The sequence below is a fragment of the Kribbella sp. VKM Ac-2568 genome (assembly GCF_004345365.1).
GTDB classification, from domain to species: Bacteria; Actinomycetota; Actinomycetes; order Propionibacteriales; family Kribbellaceae; genus Kribbella; species Kribbella orskensis.
Genome location: NZ_SLVF01000006.1, coordinates 340122 through 354278, shown reverse-complemented (window position 1 = coordinate 354278; position 14157 = coordinate 340122). Strand labels below are relative to the sequence as shown.

Here is a 14157-nt window from a genome sequence, read left to right as displayed (position 1 = left end):
GCCGTCATCTCGTGACCGCCAGCCGTTCCCGCGAGAGTCAGGAGGACACCTATGTCTACCCAGTTGTCCGAACTCGCCCGGCATCGCGGCGCGGGTCGGCTCGGGTTGTTCAGGCGGGACCAGCTGCAGACTCGCGTGGGCTCGTTGTCGACGGGACAACGCCGACGCTTGGCGCTCGGCCGCCTGCTCACCACGCCGTACGACCTGATGGTGCTGGACGAGCCGACGAAACCACTTGTCGCTCGTGCCGGTGGAAGAACTGGAAGCCGCGCTCGGCCGCTACGACGGAGCCCTGGTGGTGGTCAGCCATGACCGGCGCTTCATCTCTCGTTGGCGCGGCGTGACTCTCGAACTGAAGGAGAATTCCCTTGCAGGTCACTGAATTCACTGTCGCCGCAGCGGACGAAGGCCCGTACGGCGTGACGTTGGGCGTGGGTGGCTCGGAGGTGTGGACCACGCTTGTTCATGCGGGAGTGGTTGCGCGGGTCGTGGACGGTCAGGTCGAGCGGTTCGAGCTGGGTGCGCCCGGGAGCCGGCCGAGCGTGATCGTGTCCGGGCCGGACGAGGCCGTGTGGTTCACCCGGAACGGGGACGACCGGATCGGGCGGATCGGGCCGGACGGGGTGGTGTCGGCTGTGGACGTGCTCAGAGCGGGAAGCTCGCCGTACGGGTTGTGCGTCGGGCCGGACGGGGCGCTGTGGTTCACGTTGATGACTACGGACCGCATCGGCAGGGTGAGTGTGGAGGGAGTCGTCTCGGAGTTCCCGATCGGCACGACCGGCGCGTTCCCCGCGATGATCACGGCCGACGAGGACCTGTGGTTCACGCTCAACCAGGGCAACGCGATCGGACGGATGACCGTGGACGGCGAGGTGACGACCTATCCGTTGTCCACAGCGGGCGCCGGACCGGTCGGGATCAGCGCGGGCCCGCAGGGCGTGTGGTTCGTGGAGATCATCGCGGGCCAGGTCGGCCGGATCGACCGGGACGGCAAGATCGAGGAGTTCCCGCTGCCGGATCGGGCGTCGAAGCCACACGCAGTGATCGCGCTTCCTGACGGCGGCTGTTGGGTGACCTTGTGGGGTTCGGCTGCCTTGGTCCGGCTGGACTCCCACGGCACGGTTGTCGACCAGCATCAACTGGGCGAAGGCACCGAGCCACACGGCCTCGCGGTCGCGCCCGACAGTTCGGTCTGGGTGGCGCTCGAAACCGGGACACTGGCCCACGTCGTTCACTGAGCCCGCTGAGTGAGGTGTTCTCGACCACAGCCCACGCTGAGCGAGACCTGCGAGTGAGGGGACTCACCCGGTGGAGGGAGGACGTCGGAGCGGTGCGGGAGCAGTGTGGATCTCGTGACCACAGTGGTGGGACCGAGGGTGGCGGCGCCGGCGAAACGCTCGACCGGCGCGCGGATCAAGGACGTGCTGGCGGTGGGCCGCCCGGCGTTCTGGGTGGTGTCGGTAGTTCCTTATTACGTAGGGATTCTGCTGGCCACCCACCGGTTGGTGCCGACCGTCGAGGACTGGCCGCGGTTGATCGTCGGCGCCGTGGTCATGGGTCCGTTGCTCTGGCTGGCGGTGCTGGCGATCAATGACGCATACGACCTACCGGGTGATCTCCTCAACCCGCGCAAAACGACGTCGCCGCTGCTCGACGGCCGCGTCTCGCTCGCGGCGGCCAAGCGGATCGCCCTCATCGCAGGAATCGCATCGATCGCGGTGGGCCTGATCGTCGGCGTCGTGTTCACCCTCGGCGTCGTGCTCGCGCTGCTGCTCGGCTGGGCGTACAGCGTGCCGCCGGTCCGGCTGAAGACCCGGGCCGGGTTCGACGTCGCCGTGAATTCCCTTGCCCTGGGCACCTTCGGCCCACTGGCCGGCTGGGCCGCGGTGAGCCCGGACCTCAGCGACTTCCCGTGGCTGATGGCGTTGCAGGGCACGTTGGCCGCGATCGGGCTCTACCTGCCGACCACGCTCGCCGATCTCGAGGCGGATCGTGCCGCGGGCTACCGGACGATCGCGGTCCGCCTCGGCGCGAGTACGACGTACCGGCTGGGCTTCGCATTCTGGATCGCAGCTGCCGGGCTGTCCGTCGTACTGGCCGCGCTCGATGCGGTGATTCCGCGGAGCATGCTGGCGCTGGAGATCGTGATGGTGCCGGTGCTCGTCGCGGCGTACCGGCAGTTGATCGGGCCGAGGATGACCTTCAAGGGAGTCGTCGTGCTCGCGTCACTCTTCCTGTTCCCGTGTGGGACGTTCGCGCTGACCTACACCGGGGTGCTCTGAGCACTCACACGTCCCGGTCGCAACCCGTTCTACAGGTATGGATTTCGACTGGCAGAAGCTGACCGCGGAACTCGACGAGCACGGCTGCGCGCTCACGCCGCCTCTGCTCACACCCGAGCAGTGCACCGAGATCTCCGGCCTGTACGACGAAGTGCACCGGTTCCGCTCCACGATCGACATGGCCCGCTACCGGTTCGGCTCTGGGCAATACCGGTACTTCGACCACCCGCTGCCCGAGGTGATCGCCGAACTGAGGGAGGCGTTCTATCCGCACCTGCTGCCGATCGCGCGCGACTGGGCCGCGCGACTCGGGCGACCCGCGCCCTGGCCGGACACCCTCGATGAGTGGCTCGACGCCTGCCACCAGGCTGGGCAGGTCAAGCCGACGCCGATCCTGCTCAAGTACCAGGCCGGCGACTGGAACGCGCTGCATCGCGACCTGTACGGCGACCTGGTGTTCCCGCTGCAGGTGGTGATCGGGCTGGACCGGCCGGGCGTGGATCACGCCGGCGGCGAGTTCCTCCTGGTCGAGCAGCGGCCGCGCGCGCAGTCCCGCGGTACGGTCACGTCCTTGCCGCAGGGGCACGGGCTGATCTTCACCACTCGCGACCGCCCGGTGAAGTCCGCGCGCGGCTGGTCCGCGTCCCCGGTGCGGCACGGCGTGAGCACCGTCCGGTCAGGACTCCGCCACACGCTGGGACTGGTTTTCCACGACGCCGCGTGAGCTGATCCGGTCCTGGAAGGACCGCCGGGAGACCGCGGCAACCACCTCGGCCAGGACCTGACCGAGCGGCGCCGACAGTTCGGCGTCCAGCTCGGCCATCGCGGTCGTGGTCGCCTTCCACTCGGCCTCGATGGTCGGCAGCAGTTCGCGTGTCTTGTCGGTGAGGTGCACGATCCGCTGCCGGGCGTCCGAGCCGGGTTGCAGGGTCACGAGTCCAGCGCGTTGCAACTGCGCGACCGTCTGGCTCGCGGCGGAGTGCGTCACGCCGACCGCAGTCGCCAGGTCGCGGATCGACAACGGGCCCTCGGCAACGATCGTGCGGATGATCGGCGAGAACCTCGGCCGGTACTCAGGCAGGCCGAGCTCCAGGTAGACCTTCGCCACGTCCCCGTCGAGCAACTCGAGCACGTGCCGCAATCGGGTGCCGATCGCGCCGTCCATGGTAGTAATCTAACAGCACTGTTAGATCTGACGCGACGGAGGCCCTCGATGTACCCGGCGGACACGGAACCGTACGACCACGGCATGCTCGATGTCGGAGACGGCCAGCTCGTCTACTGGGAGGTGTGCGGCAACCCCGACGGCAAGCCCGCGGTTGTGCTGCACGGCGGACCCGGCTCCGGAGCCCGGCCGTTCTGGCGCGGCTACTTCGACCCGGCGAAGTACAAGGTGGTGCTGTTCGACCAGCGCGGCTGCGGGCACAGTACGCCGGACGCCGCCGAGCCGGAGGCGGACCTCAGCACCAACACCACCTGGCACCTGGTCGCGGACATCGAGCAGTTGCGCGAGCACCTCGGCATCGAGAAGTGGCTCGTCCTCGGTGCGTCGTGGGGAGCCACCCTGGCCTTCGCGTACGCCGAGCAACACCCGTCGTCGGTCTCCGAGATCGTCCTGTTCAGTGTCACGAGCACGACTCCCCGCGAGGTCGAGTGGATCACGCGGGACATGGGCCGCATCTTCCCCGAGGAGTGGGCCCGCTTCCGCGACGTCGTACCGGAGAACGAACGGGACGGAAACCTGGCCCAGGCCTACTCGCGCCTGCTGCATGACCCGGATCCGGCTGTCCGCGACCGAGCGGCCCGGGCCTGGTGTGAATGGGAGGACACCCACGTCGCCACGCACTCCGGTTACCAGCCGGACCCGCGCTACGAAGACCCCGTACTGCGACTCCGCTTCGCGCGGCTGGTCTCGCACTACTGGGGACACGCGGCCTGGGTGGAAGACGGCGCACTGCTCCGCGACGCCGGGAAGCTGGCGGGTATCCCCGGAGTACTGATCACCGGGCGGCTCGACATCAGCAGCCCGCCGGACACCGCGTGGCACCTGGCGCACGCCTGGCCCGACGCCGAGTTGCACATCGTCGGGGACGCCGGCCACGGGGCGAGCAGCGCAAGTGTTTCCGACCTCGTGCTGGCCGCGATCGACCGCTTCGCCGGCTGACTCAGGCATCGCCGTCGGCCGGATCGGCGACAGAAAAGTTGATCGCTCATCTTTACAACGATTGATGGTGCCTGGACCCTGTTGGGATGACGGTGACCCGGACTGATCTCGAGTCGGACTACAGCCTCGACCGCGACGCGATCGCGCGGTTCGCCGAGGACGGGTTCGTCAAGCTGAAGAACGTGCTCAGCCCGGAGACCATCACGCAGTACGAGCCGGAGATCACCGGCAAGGTGATCGAGTTGAACACGCAAGACCTGCCGCTGGAGGAGCGCGACACCTACGGCAGGGCGTTCCTGCAGGTGACGAACCTGTGGCAGGACAGCGAGCAGGTGCTGGAGTTCGTCTCGTCGCCGCGGCTGGCCCGCATCGCGGCGCAACTACTCGGTGTCCGATCGGTCCGGCTGTACCACGATCAGGCGCTCTACAAGGAGTCCGGCGGCGGGGTGACACCGTGGCACGCGGACCAGTACTACTGGCCGTTCGCCACGGATCGGTGCGTGACCGTGTGGATCCCGCTGCAGGAGACACCGCTGGAGATGGGTCCGCTGGCCTTCGCCTCCGGGAGTCATACCTTCGAGCACGGACGGGACCTGCCGATCAGCGACGAGTCCGAGCGGGTTTTGCAGGAGGCGCTGGCCGAGCAGTCGTTCCCCGAGGTCGTCGAGCCGTACGAACTGGGCGAGGTGAGTTACCACCTCGGCTGGACGTTCCACCACGCGGCGCCGAACGGTTCTGACGTACCACGCCGGGTGATGACGATCATCTACGTGGACGCGGCGATGGAGATCGCGCCACCGGCCAACAACTTCCAGGAAGCCGACCTGGCCGCGTGGATGCCGGGCAACGCGGCCGGCGAGACGATCTCATCGCCACTGAACCCGGTCCTGTACGCCAACTGACCGCTGCTCGCCCCTCGCCTAGCCTCCCTCAGCACCCCGCCCGCAACGGACGGCCGCTTACCTTAGAGGCGGCTGCGCATCTCGGCGTCGAAGGAGTCCTGCAGCGCCTTCATCGCAGCCGCCTCGGCAGGATCCGCGAACAACTCGGGCAGCGTCGCCGGATCGACGTCGTACAGGTGGGTCTGGAGCCACCAGATGTTGCCCTGCGGGTCCTTGATCCGGCAGCCGCGATCGCCGACGATCCTCGACGTGGTCAGCTCGGTCACCACCGTCGCACCCGCCTCCAGGGCCCGCGCCAGCACTCCGTCCACGTCGTCGACGTACACACTGAGCAAGCTCGGCGTAGCCGGCCAGTCCGGCCGCGCGTCGAACGCCATCAACACCGAGTCGCCGACTATGACCTCTGAATGCCCGATCGTCCCGTCCTCGTTCAGCACCCGGAACGCCTTCTCGGTCTCGAACACGTGCTCCACGAACTCGAGCCAGGCCGCGGCGCCTCGGACGGAGACGTACGGCGTGACAGTGCCCTTACCACCGGGATTACTTGATTTCGTCGTCATGCCTCGAGCCTTCCAACAGAAGAGGACAACTTGTGTCCTCTACCTTCGGCGGTCAGGCACACCCGCTGGTTCGGCTGAGGGCGCGCATTGCGGCTAGGACCTGGCGGTCTGTGGGGGCGGGTGTGGCCGGCGTGGGACCCGGGGCGCGGAGACCGTCGAGGACGTAGGAGAGATGGCGCCGCCAGGCGGTGGGCGCGGCATCGGCGGTTCGCTGGATCAGGCCTGCGGCCGCCATGAGGATCAGCACTACGTCCGCGTGGCCGAAGTCGGCGCGCAGGACACCCGCGTCCTGCGCGTTGTCGATCAACTGGTTGAGGTTGTCGAACGCGATCCCGCGAAGCTCAGCCAACTCCCCTTTGCCGCCGATCGACGCGGTGAGCAGATCGGCGAGAGCGCGGTTGGTCGCCTGGAGTTCGCCCAGGAAGACCAGATGTCCGGCGAAGGCGTTCCACGGGTCGGGCTCGGCCAGGGCGCGTTCGCTGGCGTCGACGACCTGCCGGAGGGTGTCGAGGAAGACCGCGGCGATCAGATCCCGGCGGACCGGGAACCGGCGGTAGAGGGTGGCGTTACCAACACCGGCGCGGCGGGCGATCTCGTCCAGGGGCGCGTCGAGGCCACGCTCGGCGAAGACGGCCCGCGCGGTTTCGACGAGCAACAGGCGGTTGCGCTCGGCATCGGCCCGCAGGTTCTCGGTCGGCATGCGGTCCAGCATACGGGGCTAAATGGGGAGGCGTCCCCGTATCGGTGGTACCGTCGGAACTAAGTAGGGACCAATCCCCGATTAAGACTTCGAAGGTGGCTGCAGATGGCACGCGCATTGGTGATTGCGGAACGCGACGAGAAGCCCGCGATCCAGGAAGTACCGGCCCAGATCCCCGAGGCGGGTCAGGTCCGGGTCGCGGTCGAGGCGGCGTCGGTGAACGGGATCGACGCGGCGACGGCGGCGGGGTACCTGTGGGATCTGATGCCGCACACCTTCCCGGTCACCCTGGGCCGCGACTTCGCGGGCCATGTGGAGGCGGTTGGCGATGGTGTGACGAATGTCCAGGTCGGAGATCGGGTGGCCGGGGTGATCACCGGGATGACTCTGGGCAAGGGTGCCATCGCCGACAGCGTGACGGTCGACGCCGGCACGACTGCCGTGATCCCCGAAGCGGTCAGCTCGGCCCAGGCGGCCGGGCTCGGCCTTGTCGGTCTGACCGCGACCGCTCTGCTCGACGCCCTGAAGCTCACGGCCGATGACACGGTCCTGGTGTCCGGCGCGACCGGCGGTGTCGGAGCAGTCGCAGTGCAGCTGGCTGCGGCGACCGGAGCGAAGGTGATCGGTACGGCTCGCCCCGGAGCGGCCGAGTTCGTTCGCGGGCTGGGCGCGCACGAGGTCGTCGACTACACCGCCGACCTCGGCGCCGCTGTCCAGGCAGTGGCACCGGACGGCGTGACCGCGGTCGTCCACGCGGCCGGCGACCCCGCCACCGTGGCCGGGGTCCTGCTGCCGGGTGGACGCCTGGCATCAGCGCTGGGCGCGACCCCGGAGCAGGCCGGTCGCGACGACGTCATCGTTCTGCCGGCGATGGCGGACGCGACCAGCGAGCAGCTCACGAAGTTGCTGGAGGCAACGGCCAACGGCAGCCTCCAGGTCCCCCTGTTCCACACCTACACCTTCGACGAAGCGCACCAGGCCGTTTCCGACTTCGGCAGCCACAAACTCGGCAAACTGGTCATCATCATCCGTTGATCCGAGCCCTGGGCACACAGGTTGCGGCTAGGAGGCCGCGGAGGTGTAGCGGCCGGCCAGGCTGATGGCCGCCTCCTTCAGTTCGGGTGGGCCGACGAATTCGAGGTCGGTCTCGAACATGCCGAAGGTGGCGGCCAGGCCGGTCCAGGACCAGCCGTTCAGGGTCAGCCGGCAGGAGGTCGGGCTGACCTCTTCCACGAGTGCCTCGCGGCCGGCCCAGCGGGCGATGTCCGAGGCCTTCGCCTGCAGGATCGCCGTACCGCGGCACGGCCACTGGTCCCGGCTCTGGAAACGACTCGAGATGTACGTCGCGACGTCGGGCGCGGGGAGTTCGCGCGGGGTGAAGCGCGGCCCGGTCGGGGTCTTCGGCAACATCCGGTCCACCCGGAAGGTGCGCCAGTCGTTCCGCTCGAGGTCCCAGCCGACCAGGTACCAGCGGCCGCCCCAGGTCACCAGGTGGTGCGGCTCGACCCGGCGGGGCGGCACCCACTCGTCCTCGGACGCACCTGGGGACGCGTAGTCGAAGCGCAGTACCTCGCGGGCGCGCAGCGCGGTACCGATCGCGATCAGGTGTTCGGAGTCGACCTTGATCCGGCGCGAATCGGCGTACCGGTCGACCGTGGTGACCTGGAGGGCGTCGACGCGTTGCCGTAGTCGCGCGGGCATCACCTGGCGGACCGTGGCGAGCGCGCGCAGGGCGCCTTCCTCGATGCCGGTCACGGTGGTCGTCGCGGTCTGCAGCGCGACGGCGACCGCGATCGCCTGGTCGTCGTCGAACAACAGCGGAGGCAGGTCGGCGCCCGCGTCGAGGCGGTAGCCACCGTCGGGGCCCTTGGTCGCGCGCACCGGATAACCGAGGTCGCGCAGCCGGTCCACGTCGCGGCGGACCGTACGCGGGCTCACTTCCAGCCGTTCGGCCAGCAGCGCGCCCGGCCAGTCGCGGCGCGCCTGGAGCAGGGACAGCAGCGAGAGAAGTCGAGCCGAGGTTTCGGACATGCCTTCAGATTGCCACGGGTAACGGCCAGAACCTGTCCTCTACTGCTGGAAATGTCGTCCCCAAGAACCCTGACGAAGGAGACGACCCGTGATCAGCACCCGAGAGCTCACCAAGGACTTCGTGGTGAGCCGCACCGAGACCGTGCACGCGGTCCGCGGCATCAGCCTGGACGTCGAACCGGGCGAACTCGTCGCCGTGCTCGGCCCCAACGGCGCCGGCAAGACCACCACGCTGCGGATGCTCACCACCCTGATCGCCCCGACCTCCGGCACCGCGAAGGTCGCCGGGTACGACGTCGCCGCGGAGCCCGGCCAGGTCCGCCGGCAGATCGGGTACGTCGGCCAGGGCAACGGCGCCGGGCATTCCCAGCGGGTCAGCGACGAGTTGTACGGCCAAGGCGTGATCTACGGTCTCGACCGCCGCGCGGCACGCCAGCGCGCGGAGGAACTACTCGAGTCGCTCGAACTGAAGGACCTCGCGCGCCGCAAGGTGTCCGAGCTGTCCGGCGGTCAGCGCCGCCGGCTGGATGTCGCGATGGGCCTGGTACACGCGCCCGGGTTGCTCTTCCTGGACGAGCCGTCGACCGGCCTCGACCCGCAGAACCGCGCGAACCTGTGGGACCACATCCTGCGGATGCGCGAGCAGTACTCGATGACGATCGTGCTCACCACGCACTACCTGGACGAGGCCGACTCGATGGCCGAGAGGGTCGTCGTGGTGGATCACGGCGAGGTGATCGCGGACGACACCGCCGATGCCCTGAAGGCGAAGCTGGCCGGCGACCTGCTCCAGCTGACCATTGCCCCCGGCAACCTGCAGGAGCTGGCCCGGCTGGCGGACAAGTTGCCCGGCGCGAAGGATCTGGTGGCCGAGGGCGACCGGATCACCGTCAGGGTCGCAGACGGCCCGGCCGCGTTGCCCGAACTGATCACCGCCGCCCAGCACGCCGGCGTACCGGTCGCGACCGCGCAGGTGCACCGGCCGACGCTCGACGACGTCTTCCTCAACCTCACCGGCCGCAGCCTGCGTGAGGCCGACTCCACCGGAAAGGCCGCAGCATGACCACCCTGACCGTTTCCTCCGTGCACCTCGGTACGCCGGAGGCCGGGCGGCGCAGTCTGCTCCGTGACACCGGCATCGTGATGACCCGCGAGCTGAAGCCGGTACTGCGGGACCCGTTCTCGTTGCTCTTCGGGATGATCCAGCCGCTGATCTTCCTCGGCCTGTTCGGGCCGCTGCTGGCCGGGTCGATGGGCGGGTCGCTCGACGGCGGCGTCTGGCAGTGGTTCGTGCCGGCGATCCTGGTGATGACGACGCTGTTCGGCACCTCGGCGACCGGGGCGAACCTGCTCTTCGAGTTCCAGACCGGTGCGCATGAGCGGATGATGGTGACGCCGCTGAGCCGGTCGTCGCTGCTGGTCGGGCGGGCGTTGAAGGAGATGGTCCCGCTGCTCGGCCAGGCGGTGATCGTGATCGCGGTGATGGTGCCGTTCGGCTTCGACCTGCACCTGGACGGCGCGCTCCTCGGGCTCGCACTGTTGGCGGTGTTCGGGATCGGGCTAGGCTCGTTCAGCTATGCGCTGGCGATCGCGGTACGCAAGCAGGACTGGATGTTCTGGGTGGTGCAGCAGACGTTCCTGTTCCCGCTGATGATCCTGTCGGGGATGCTGCTGCCGCTGGAGACCGGGCCGGAGTGGATGCGGGTCGCGTCGAAGTTCAACCCGCTGTCCTACCTGGTCGACGCGGAGCGCGCGCTGTTCTCGGGTGACGTCGCCTCGATGGCAGTGCTGTGGGGCTGGCTCGCCGCTCTGATCACCGTTGCCCTCGGGCTCACCGTCGGCATCCGGACGATGTTGCGCTCGGCAACCTGATCGCGACGTGAATCGGCGCCCCGGAGAACTGTGAGTTCTCCGAGGCGCCGTTCCGGTGTCAGCGCTGGTGGGCGGCGCTCACCTCGTTGAGATGGATCAGGACGTCGTACGAGTTGCCCAGCGCGATCGGGATGTCCGGGAACGGGTAGCCGGTGCCGAAGAGCTTCGTCCACATCTCCGGCCGCTGGCAGACCGAGGGCCGCGAGCACGACGACCCGTACTTCGGCTGGTTGTCCTCCGCCCTGGACCACGACCCGACCACCGTCAACCTGGCGACGAACCTGCACAGCCGCCCCGTCGGCGTACGACCCTTCATCGAACTGGAGCCGACCAACCACCCCCCCCGCCGCCGCCGCCGAGGAACGCAACGGCATCACCCTCGCCCGGATCCGAGAGATCGCCGAACGCGCGTTGCATCGCGACAACTGAGACCGGGTCGTTGGTTTGGCGGTGCTGGGTCTCTGGGAGTGGGACTCTGGGCTGGCCACTGACATCGCCGGGCCGTGCCGTGCGGAGACAGGTGCACCGTCAGGCTGACTATCCACGGGCGCCTACCGGATTACAGCGGCGTGCGGGTGCGGACCACGTTCTCTGGTAGCGCCCGGTGGAGGGGCGCATCACCCCACACAAGGTCATCCTGCACGTCTAACCCCAGATCTACGGAGCGGGCGCGGTGCGAGAAGCACCACCGACGATCTGCGCTGGGCGAGCCCACCGACTCCCGAGAGCGCCAACGGCTGCAGTGGAGCTGAGCTCCCCGCACATCACCATCGGAACGATGCCTACGGCCTGTGTTTGCACCTGCGTGCCCTCTGTGTCGCGAGGGCAAGACCTTGCGCCGATCCCACCTTGCCGAGTCGCGTAGCCGCGCCGACAAGCCCAGTCGCGTAGTCGATCCGACTTGCCGAGGCCTGCGGCGATAGCCGGTCTGCGGCTGGTGCCTGCTGGGCTGATGTCTGCCAGTGCTGACGTCTGCCGGGGCTGAGTCCGTTAGGCTAGCGGCTTCGCCTGTCGAGGCTCCTTACTCCACCGCCTCGGCAGGATGCCTACCGCGGGGCCTGAGGAGCTGACCGATCCGAAGGTCGCCACTCGAGCAGCCTCACTGGTGTCCGGCCACACCGAGACGAGTGCTCTCGCTGGTCGCAGGATGACTGCAGTGACCGAGTGTTCGTTGAACTGTGGTTCGCTCCCGCGTGGGCAAGGCGCGCACGCAGACTAAGGGGCTGTTTCACCGATCTCGGCAGCGGCCATGCGGAGCGCGGCCATCGGAGCCCACCCCACTGGCGCGGTCGACCCGACGGGCGCGGTCGGCCAGAACGGTGTGGACAGCACCGATGACATGGTGCTGGTGTGCCACGACGGGATGCGGCGGTTGCTTCGTCGGCGTCTGCGCGCGCCAGGTCTCCGCCTCGGCACGCACCGCCGGCCAGGGCTACTCCACCGGAGTCCGGTGGTTTGTCCCCGGCGGACGGTCAACTCGGTGAGGCACATGGTGGATCTGCCCAGTGGTCCGTGGTCCGCTTGCTGAGCCGTTGCGGCCAAGGCTCTGCTGAGGGTGGCGACCCGGGACCGTCGCCGACGCGGTGAGTGCCGAACCGACCGGTGTCGTCGATCGTGCCCGCCACATGGGAGGCGTTGACCGTCCTCGCGGCAGGCCGGTCGTGGTCACCCCGCGGGTTGAACCGCGCTTCGACGTTTTCGGTGGTGGCCTGTTCCGGCTTGTCTGTGGGCATGCTGTGGTCGGCCCATGGATCGAGCCGTGCGTCAGGGGCTTCGAGTCGTGCGTCAGCGTCTTCTGTGATGGCCCGTGTCGGTTCATCGGTGCGGTGCCAGTCCCGGTCATCGGTAAACGCCTGTGCCGGATGGCTCGGGTGATGCCAGTCCCGGTTGGTGGTGGCCGGTGGCGGGTTGTTGGCGTGGTGCAGCGCCCGGTGACCTGGGGCCGGGTCGCCGGGTGGACGGGTGTGGCTGCCGGAGCCTGGTTCGGGCGGGTCGGCATCGCCCCAGGGGTCGAACTGCGCGACCGCGGCGGTCGCAGTGGTGGTGGTGCATGCCGGGTCGTGGGTGTGGTTCCGGGCAGGGCTGCGCAGCGTTTCGTGGCCGCGGTAGCTGGTGGTGGGTGTGCGGTAGCGGGTTCGGGTGGGGCCGGGTTCGGCCCAGGCGGGGCGGGCGACGGTGACGGTGCCGTGGTGGAGGGTGATGGTCCAGTGGCCGTGGTGGGTGTCGATGTGGTGGCGGCGGCAGAGCAGGACCAGGTTGGTCAGGGCGGTGGGGCCGTTGTCGATCCAGGAGATCAGGTGGTGGGCGTCGCAGAAGATCGGCGGGGCTTTGCACACGACGCAGCCTTTGTCGCGGGCGTTCAGGGCGCGGCGGATGGCGCGGTTGACGAAGCGTTGGGCCATGGCGACGTCGAGGGGTTCGGAGTTGGCGCCGAGCACGATCGGGATGATCTGCGCCTCGCACGCCAACCGCCGGATCGCGCCCGCGGACAGCCCTTCGCCGTGCACCAGGGTGCCGACCGCGTGGGCTCCGGCGTCGGTGAGGTCTTTGAGGTCGATGGTGATCGTGATGTGTGCTTTCGGGCCGTGCCCGGCCTCCGCCGCGGCGCCACTCGCGGCGGCACGAGTCTGGGTGGCGCTGCCGGCCGCCGCTGGCGTGCCGTTGCCGCTGGGTGATCCGGTGGTCTCGGCATCGTCCAGGGTTGCTCCGGCCGGGTCGGCCGGATCGGCTGGATCTGCCGGGGTGGCGGTGGTGATGGCGTTGGAGGCGACGTTGAGGACGTCGGTGAGGGCGTCGGCGCGGCGCTTGTCCGGTGAGCGCGGGTCCAACTCGCCGGTGACGGTCTTACGGGGCTTCGAACCGGACAGGATCAGGGACTGGAACAGTTCGGCGTTCTCGTTGGCCAGGTAGCCGCTGAACTTGACGCCCCGGTCCGCGGGCCGCAGCCGCAACTCTTCCCGGGCATAGGCCTTGTCCTCTTCCGGTGCCGGCCCGTCGGCGTCGAGCAGGTCGCGGACCCGGCGGGCCGCCTTGCGCAGTTCCGACGGACAGAAATGGCGGCCCAGGGCGACTAGCTGTTGTTCGGCCACGGCCAGGTCCTCGACCGCGACGGTCTTGGGCACGTTCTCCAGTTCGGCCACGATCGCCGCGGCCTGCGCCGGAGACAACACCACTGCATCGGCTCCGGCCTCCCCGCCCGGCTCACCACCCGGGTCGCTGGCCGGCTCGTCGTCGTTGGCGTCTGCCGGATCCCCGACGCCGGTGGCTGGCAGGGCGTTGGTGATGGCGGGGTACTTGCGCAGTGCTTTGGCCAGGGCCAGGTCACGCTTGATCACGCCTGGGTCGAGGCGGTGCCGGAAGGCGAGGAGGCGGGCGGTGTCGCCGGCGCCGAGGGTGGCGGCGTGGCCGGTCGCGTCGTAGGCGGCCAGGACCTGCAGGCGGTAGGTCTGCAGCCGGGAGATCTCGGCCTGCAGGGCGTCGAGAGTCGTCAGCTGTTCGCTGTCACTCATCGACCACACCGGCCGCTCGCCCAAGATCTCCATACCCCAGACCCTAGATGCCGGCTCGGACAGTTTCTGTGCCGGAAGGCCCTTATCTGTAAGGGATTCCGAAGATTGACCGAAACTCGACGCAGGCATCGGATTCG

At 68.9% G+C, this 14157-nt stretch carries 16 protein-coding genes; 11 read left to right on the top strand and 5 right to left on the bottom strand.

Annotated elements, in window-relative coordinates; all coding sequences use genetic code 11:
* Nucleotides 1-51 precede the first annotated feature (51 nt).
* The 5 genes from EV648_RS19650 to EV648_RS19635 all read left to right on the top strand — a co-directional run bounded on the left by EV648_RS19650 (nucleotide 52) and on the right by EV648_RS19635 (nucleotide 3006).
* Nucleotides 52-312: an ATP-binding cassette domain-containing protein gene (locus EV648_RS19650; RefSeq protein ID WP_241995379.1), complete on the top strand. Its 261-nt coding sequence runs from the start codon at nucleotides 52-54 to the stop codon at nucleotides 310-312.
* A complete protein-coding gene (locus EV648_RS44770) occupies nucleotides 251-382 on the top strand; it encodes a hypothetical protein (RefSeq protein ID WP_255512856.1) in 132 nt (43 codons plus the stop codon). Before EV648_RS19650 ends, EV648_RS44770 begins: the two co-directional genes overlap by 62 nt.
* Complete coding sequence (locus tag EV648_RS19645) at nucleotides 369-1238, top strand: virginiamycin B lyase (protein WP_132293479.1); 870 nt, start codon at nucleotides 369-371, stop codon at nucleotides 1236-1238. The genes EV648_RS44770 and EV648_RS19645 overlap by 14 nt, the downstream gene beginning before the upstream one ends.
* A gap of 114 nt (nucleotides 1239-1352) precedes the next feature.
* A complete protein-coding gene (locus EV648_RS19640) occupies nucleotides 1353-2282 on the top strand; it encodes a UbiA family prenyltransferase (RefSeq protein ID WP_241995378.1) in 930 nt (309 codons plus the stop codon).
* A 37-nt stretch (nucleotides 2283-2319) separates the two neighbouring features.
* Complete coding sequence (locus EV648_RS19635) at nucleotides 2320-3006, top strand: 2OG-Fe(II) oxygenase (RefSeq protein ID WP_132293476.1); 687 nt, start codon at nucleotides 2320-2322, stop codon at nucleotides 3004-3006.
* On the opposite strand, the gene EV648_RS19630 is transcribed toward EV648_RS19635, so the two are convergent.
* Nucleotides 2959-3447 carry a MarR family winged helix-turn-helix transcriptional regulator gene (locus EV648_RS19630; protein WP_132293473.1) on the bottom strand — a complete coding sequence of 163 codons (489 nt, stop codon included), beginning with the start codon at nucleotides 3445-3447 and terminating at the stop codon, nucleotides 2959-2961. The genes EV648_RS19635 and EV648_RS19630 overlap by 48 nt on opposite strands.
* Before the next feature lie 48 nt (nucleotides 3448-3495).
* Between EV648_RS19630 and pip the strand changes: the two genes are divergently transcribed.
* Together pip and EV648_RS19620 are read left to right on the top strand one after the other, a co-directional pair.
* A complete protein-coding gene (gene pip, locus EV648_RS19625) occupies nucleotides 3496-4446 on the top strand; it encodes a prolyl aminopeptidase (protein ID WP_132293470.1) in 951 nt (316 codons plus the stop codon).
* 86 nt (nucleotides 4447-4532) lie between these two features.
* Nucleotides 4533-5348, top strand: coding sequence for a phytanoyl-CoA dioxygenase family protein (locus EV648_RS19620; RefSeq protein ID WP_132293467.1), 816 nt, complete (start codon nucleotides 4533-4535; stop codon nucleotides 5346-5348).
* Between the two features lie 62 nt (nucleotides 5349-5410).
* Here EV648_RS19620 and EV648_RS19615 read toward each other — a convergent pair whose 3' ends face one another.
* Together EV648_RS19615 and EV648_RS19610 are read right to left on the bottom strand one after the other, a co-directional pair.
* A complete protein-coding gene (locus EV648_RS19615) occupies nucleotides 5411-5908 on the bottom strand; it encodes a VOC family protein (protein WP_199234705.1) in 498 nt (165 codons plus the stop codon).
* Nucleotides 5909-5960: 52 nt separating this feature from the next.
* The gene (locus EV648_RS19610) at nucleotides 5961-6608 is read right to left on the bottom strand and encodes a TetR/AcrR family transcriptional regulator (protein WP_132293464.1); all 648 of its coding nucleotides are present in this window, start codon (nucleotides 6606-6608) and stop codon (nucleotides 5961-5963) included.
* Nucleotides 6609-6713: 105 nt separating this feature from the next.
* Between EV648_RS19610 and EV648_RS19605 the strand changes: the two genes are divergently transcribed.
* Nucleotides 6714-7643: an NADP-dependent oxidoreductase gene (locus tag EV648_RS19605; RefSeq protein ID WP_132293461.1), complete on the top strand. Its 930-nt coding sequence runs from the start codon at nucleotides 6714-6716 to the stop codon at nucleotides 7641-7643.
* 27 nt (nucleotides 7644-7670) lie between these two features.
* Here the strand turns inward: EV648_RS19605 and EV648_RS19600 are convergent, their stop codons facing one another.
* Nucleotides 7671-8639 (bottom strand): YafY family protein, encoded by a 969-nt coding sequence (locus EV648_RS19600; protein WP_132293458.1) that lies wholly within the window; start codon nucleotides 8637-8639, stop codon nucleotides 7671-7673.
* Between the two features lie 88 nt (nucleotides 8640-8727).
* Between EV648_RS19600 and EV648_RS19595 the strand changes: the two genes are divergently transcribed.
* From EV648_RS19595 to EV648_RS45250, 3 genes are all read left to right on the top strand, one after another.
* Nucleotides 8728-9702: an ATP-binding cassette domain-containing protein gene (locus EV648_RS19595; protein ID WP_132293455.1), complete on the top strand. Its 975-nt coding sequence runs from the start codon at nucleotides 8728-8730 to the stop codon at nucleotides 9700-9702.
* Nucleotides 9699-10511, top strand: a complete 813-nt coding sequence (locus EV648_RS19590; protein ID WP_132293452.1) for an ABC transporter permease — start codon at nucleotides 9699-9701, stop codon at nucleotides 10509-10511. The genes EV648_RS19595 and EV648_RS19590 overlap by 4 nt, the downstream gene beginning before the upstream one ends.
* 152 nt (nucleotides 10512-10663) lie before the next feature.
* Nucleotides 10664-11002, top strand: coding sequence for a DUF2199 domain-containing protein (locus tag EV648_RS45250; protein WP_199234704.1), 339 nt, complete (start codon nucleotides 10664-10666; stop codon nucleotides 11000-11002).
* A gap of 981 nt (nucleotides 11003-11983) precedes the next feature.
* Here the strand turns inward: EV648_RS45250 and EV648_RS19580 are convergent.
* Nucleotides 11984-14053, bottom strand: a complete 2070-nt coding sequence (locus EV648_RS19580; protein ID WP_132293449.1) for an HNH endonuclease signature motif containing protein — start codon at nucleotides 14051-14053, stop codon at nucleotides 11984-11986.
* Between the last annotated feature and the right edge of the window lie 104 nt (nucleotides 14054-14157).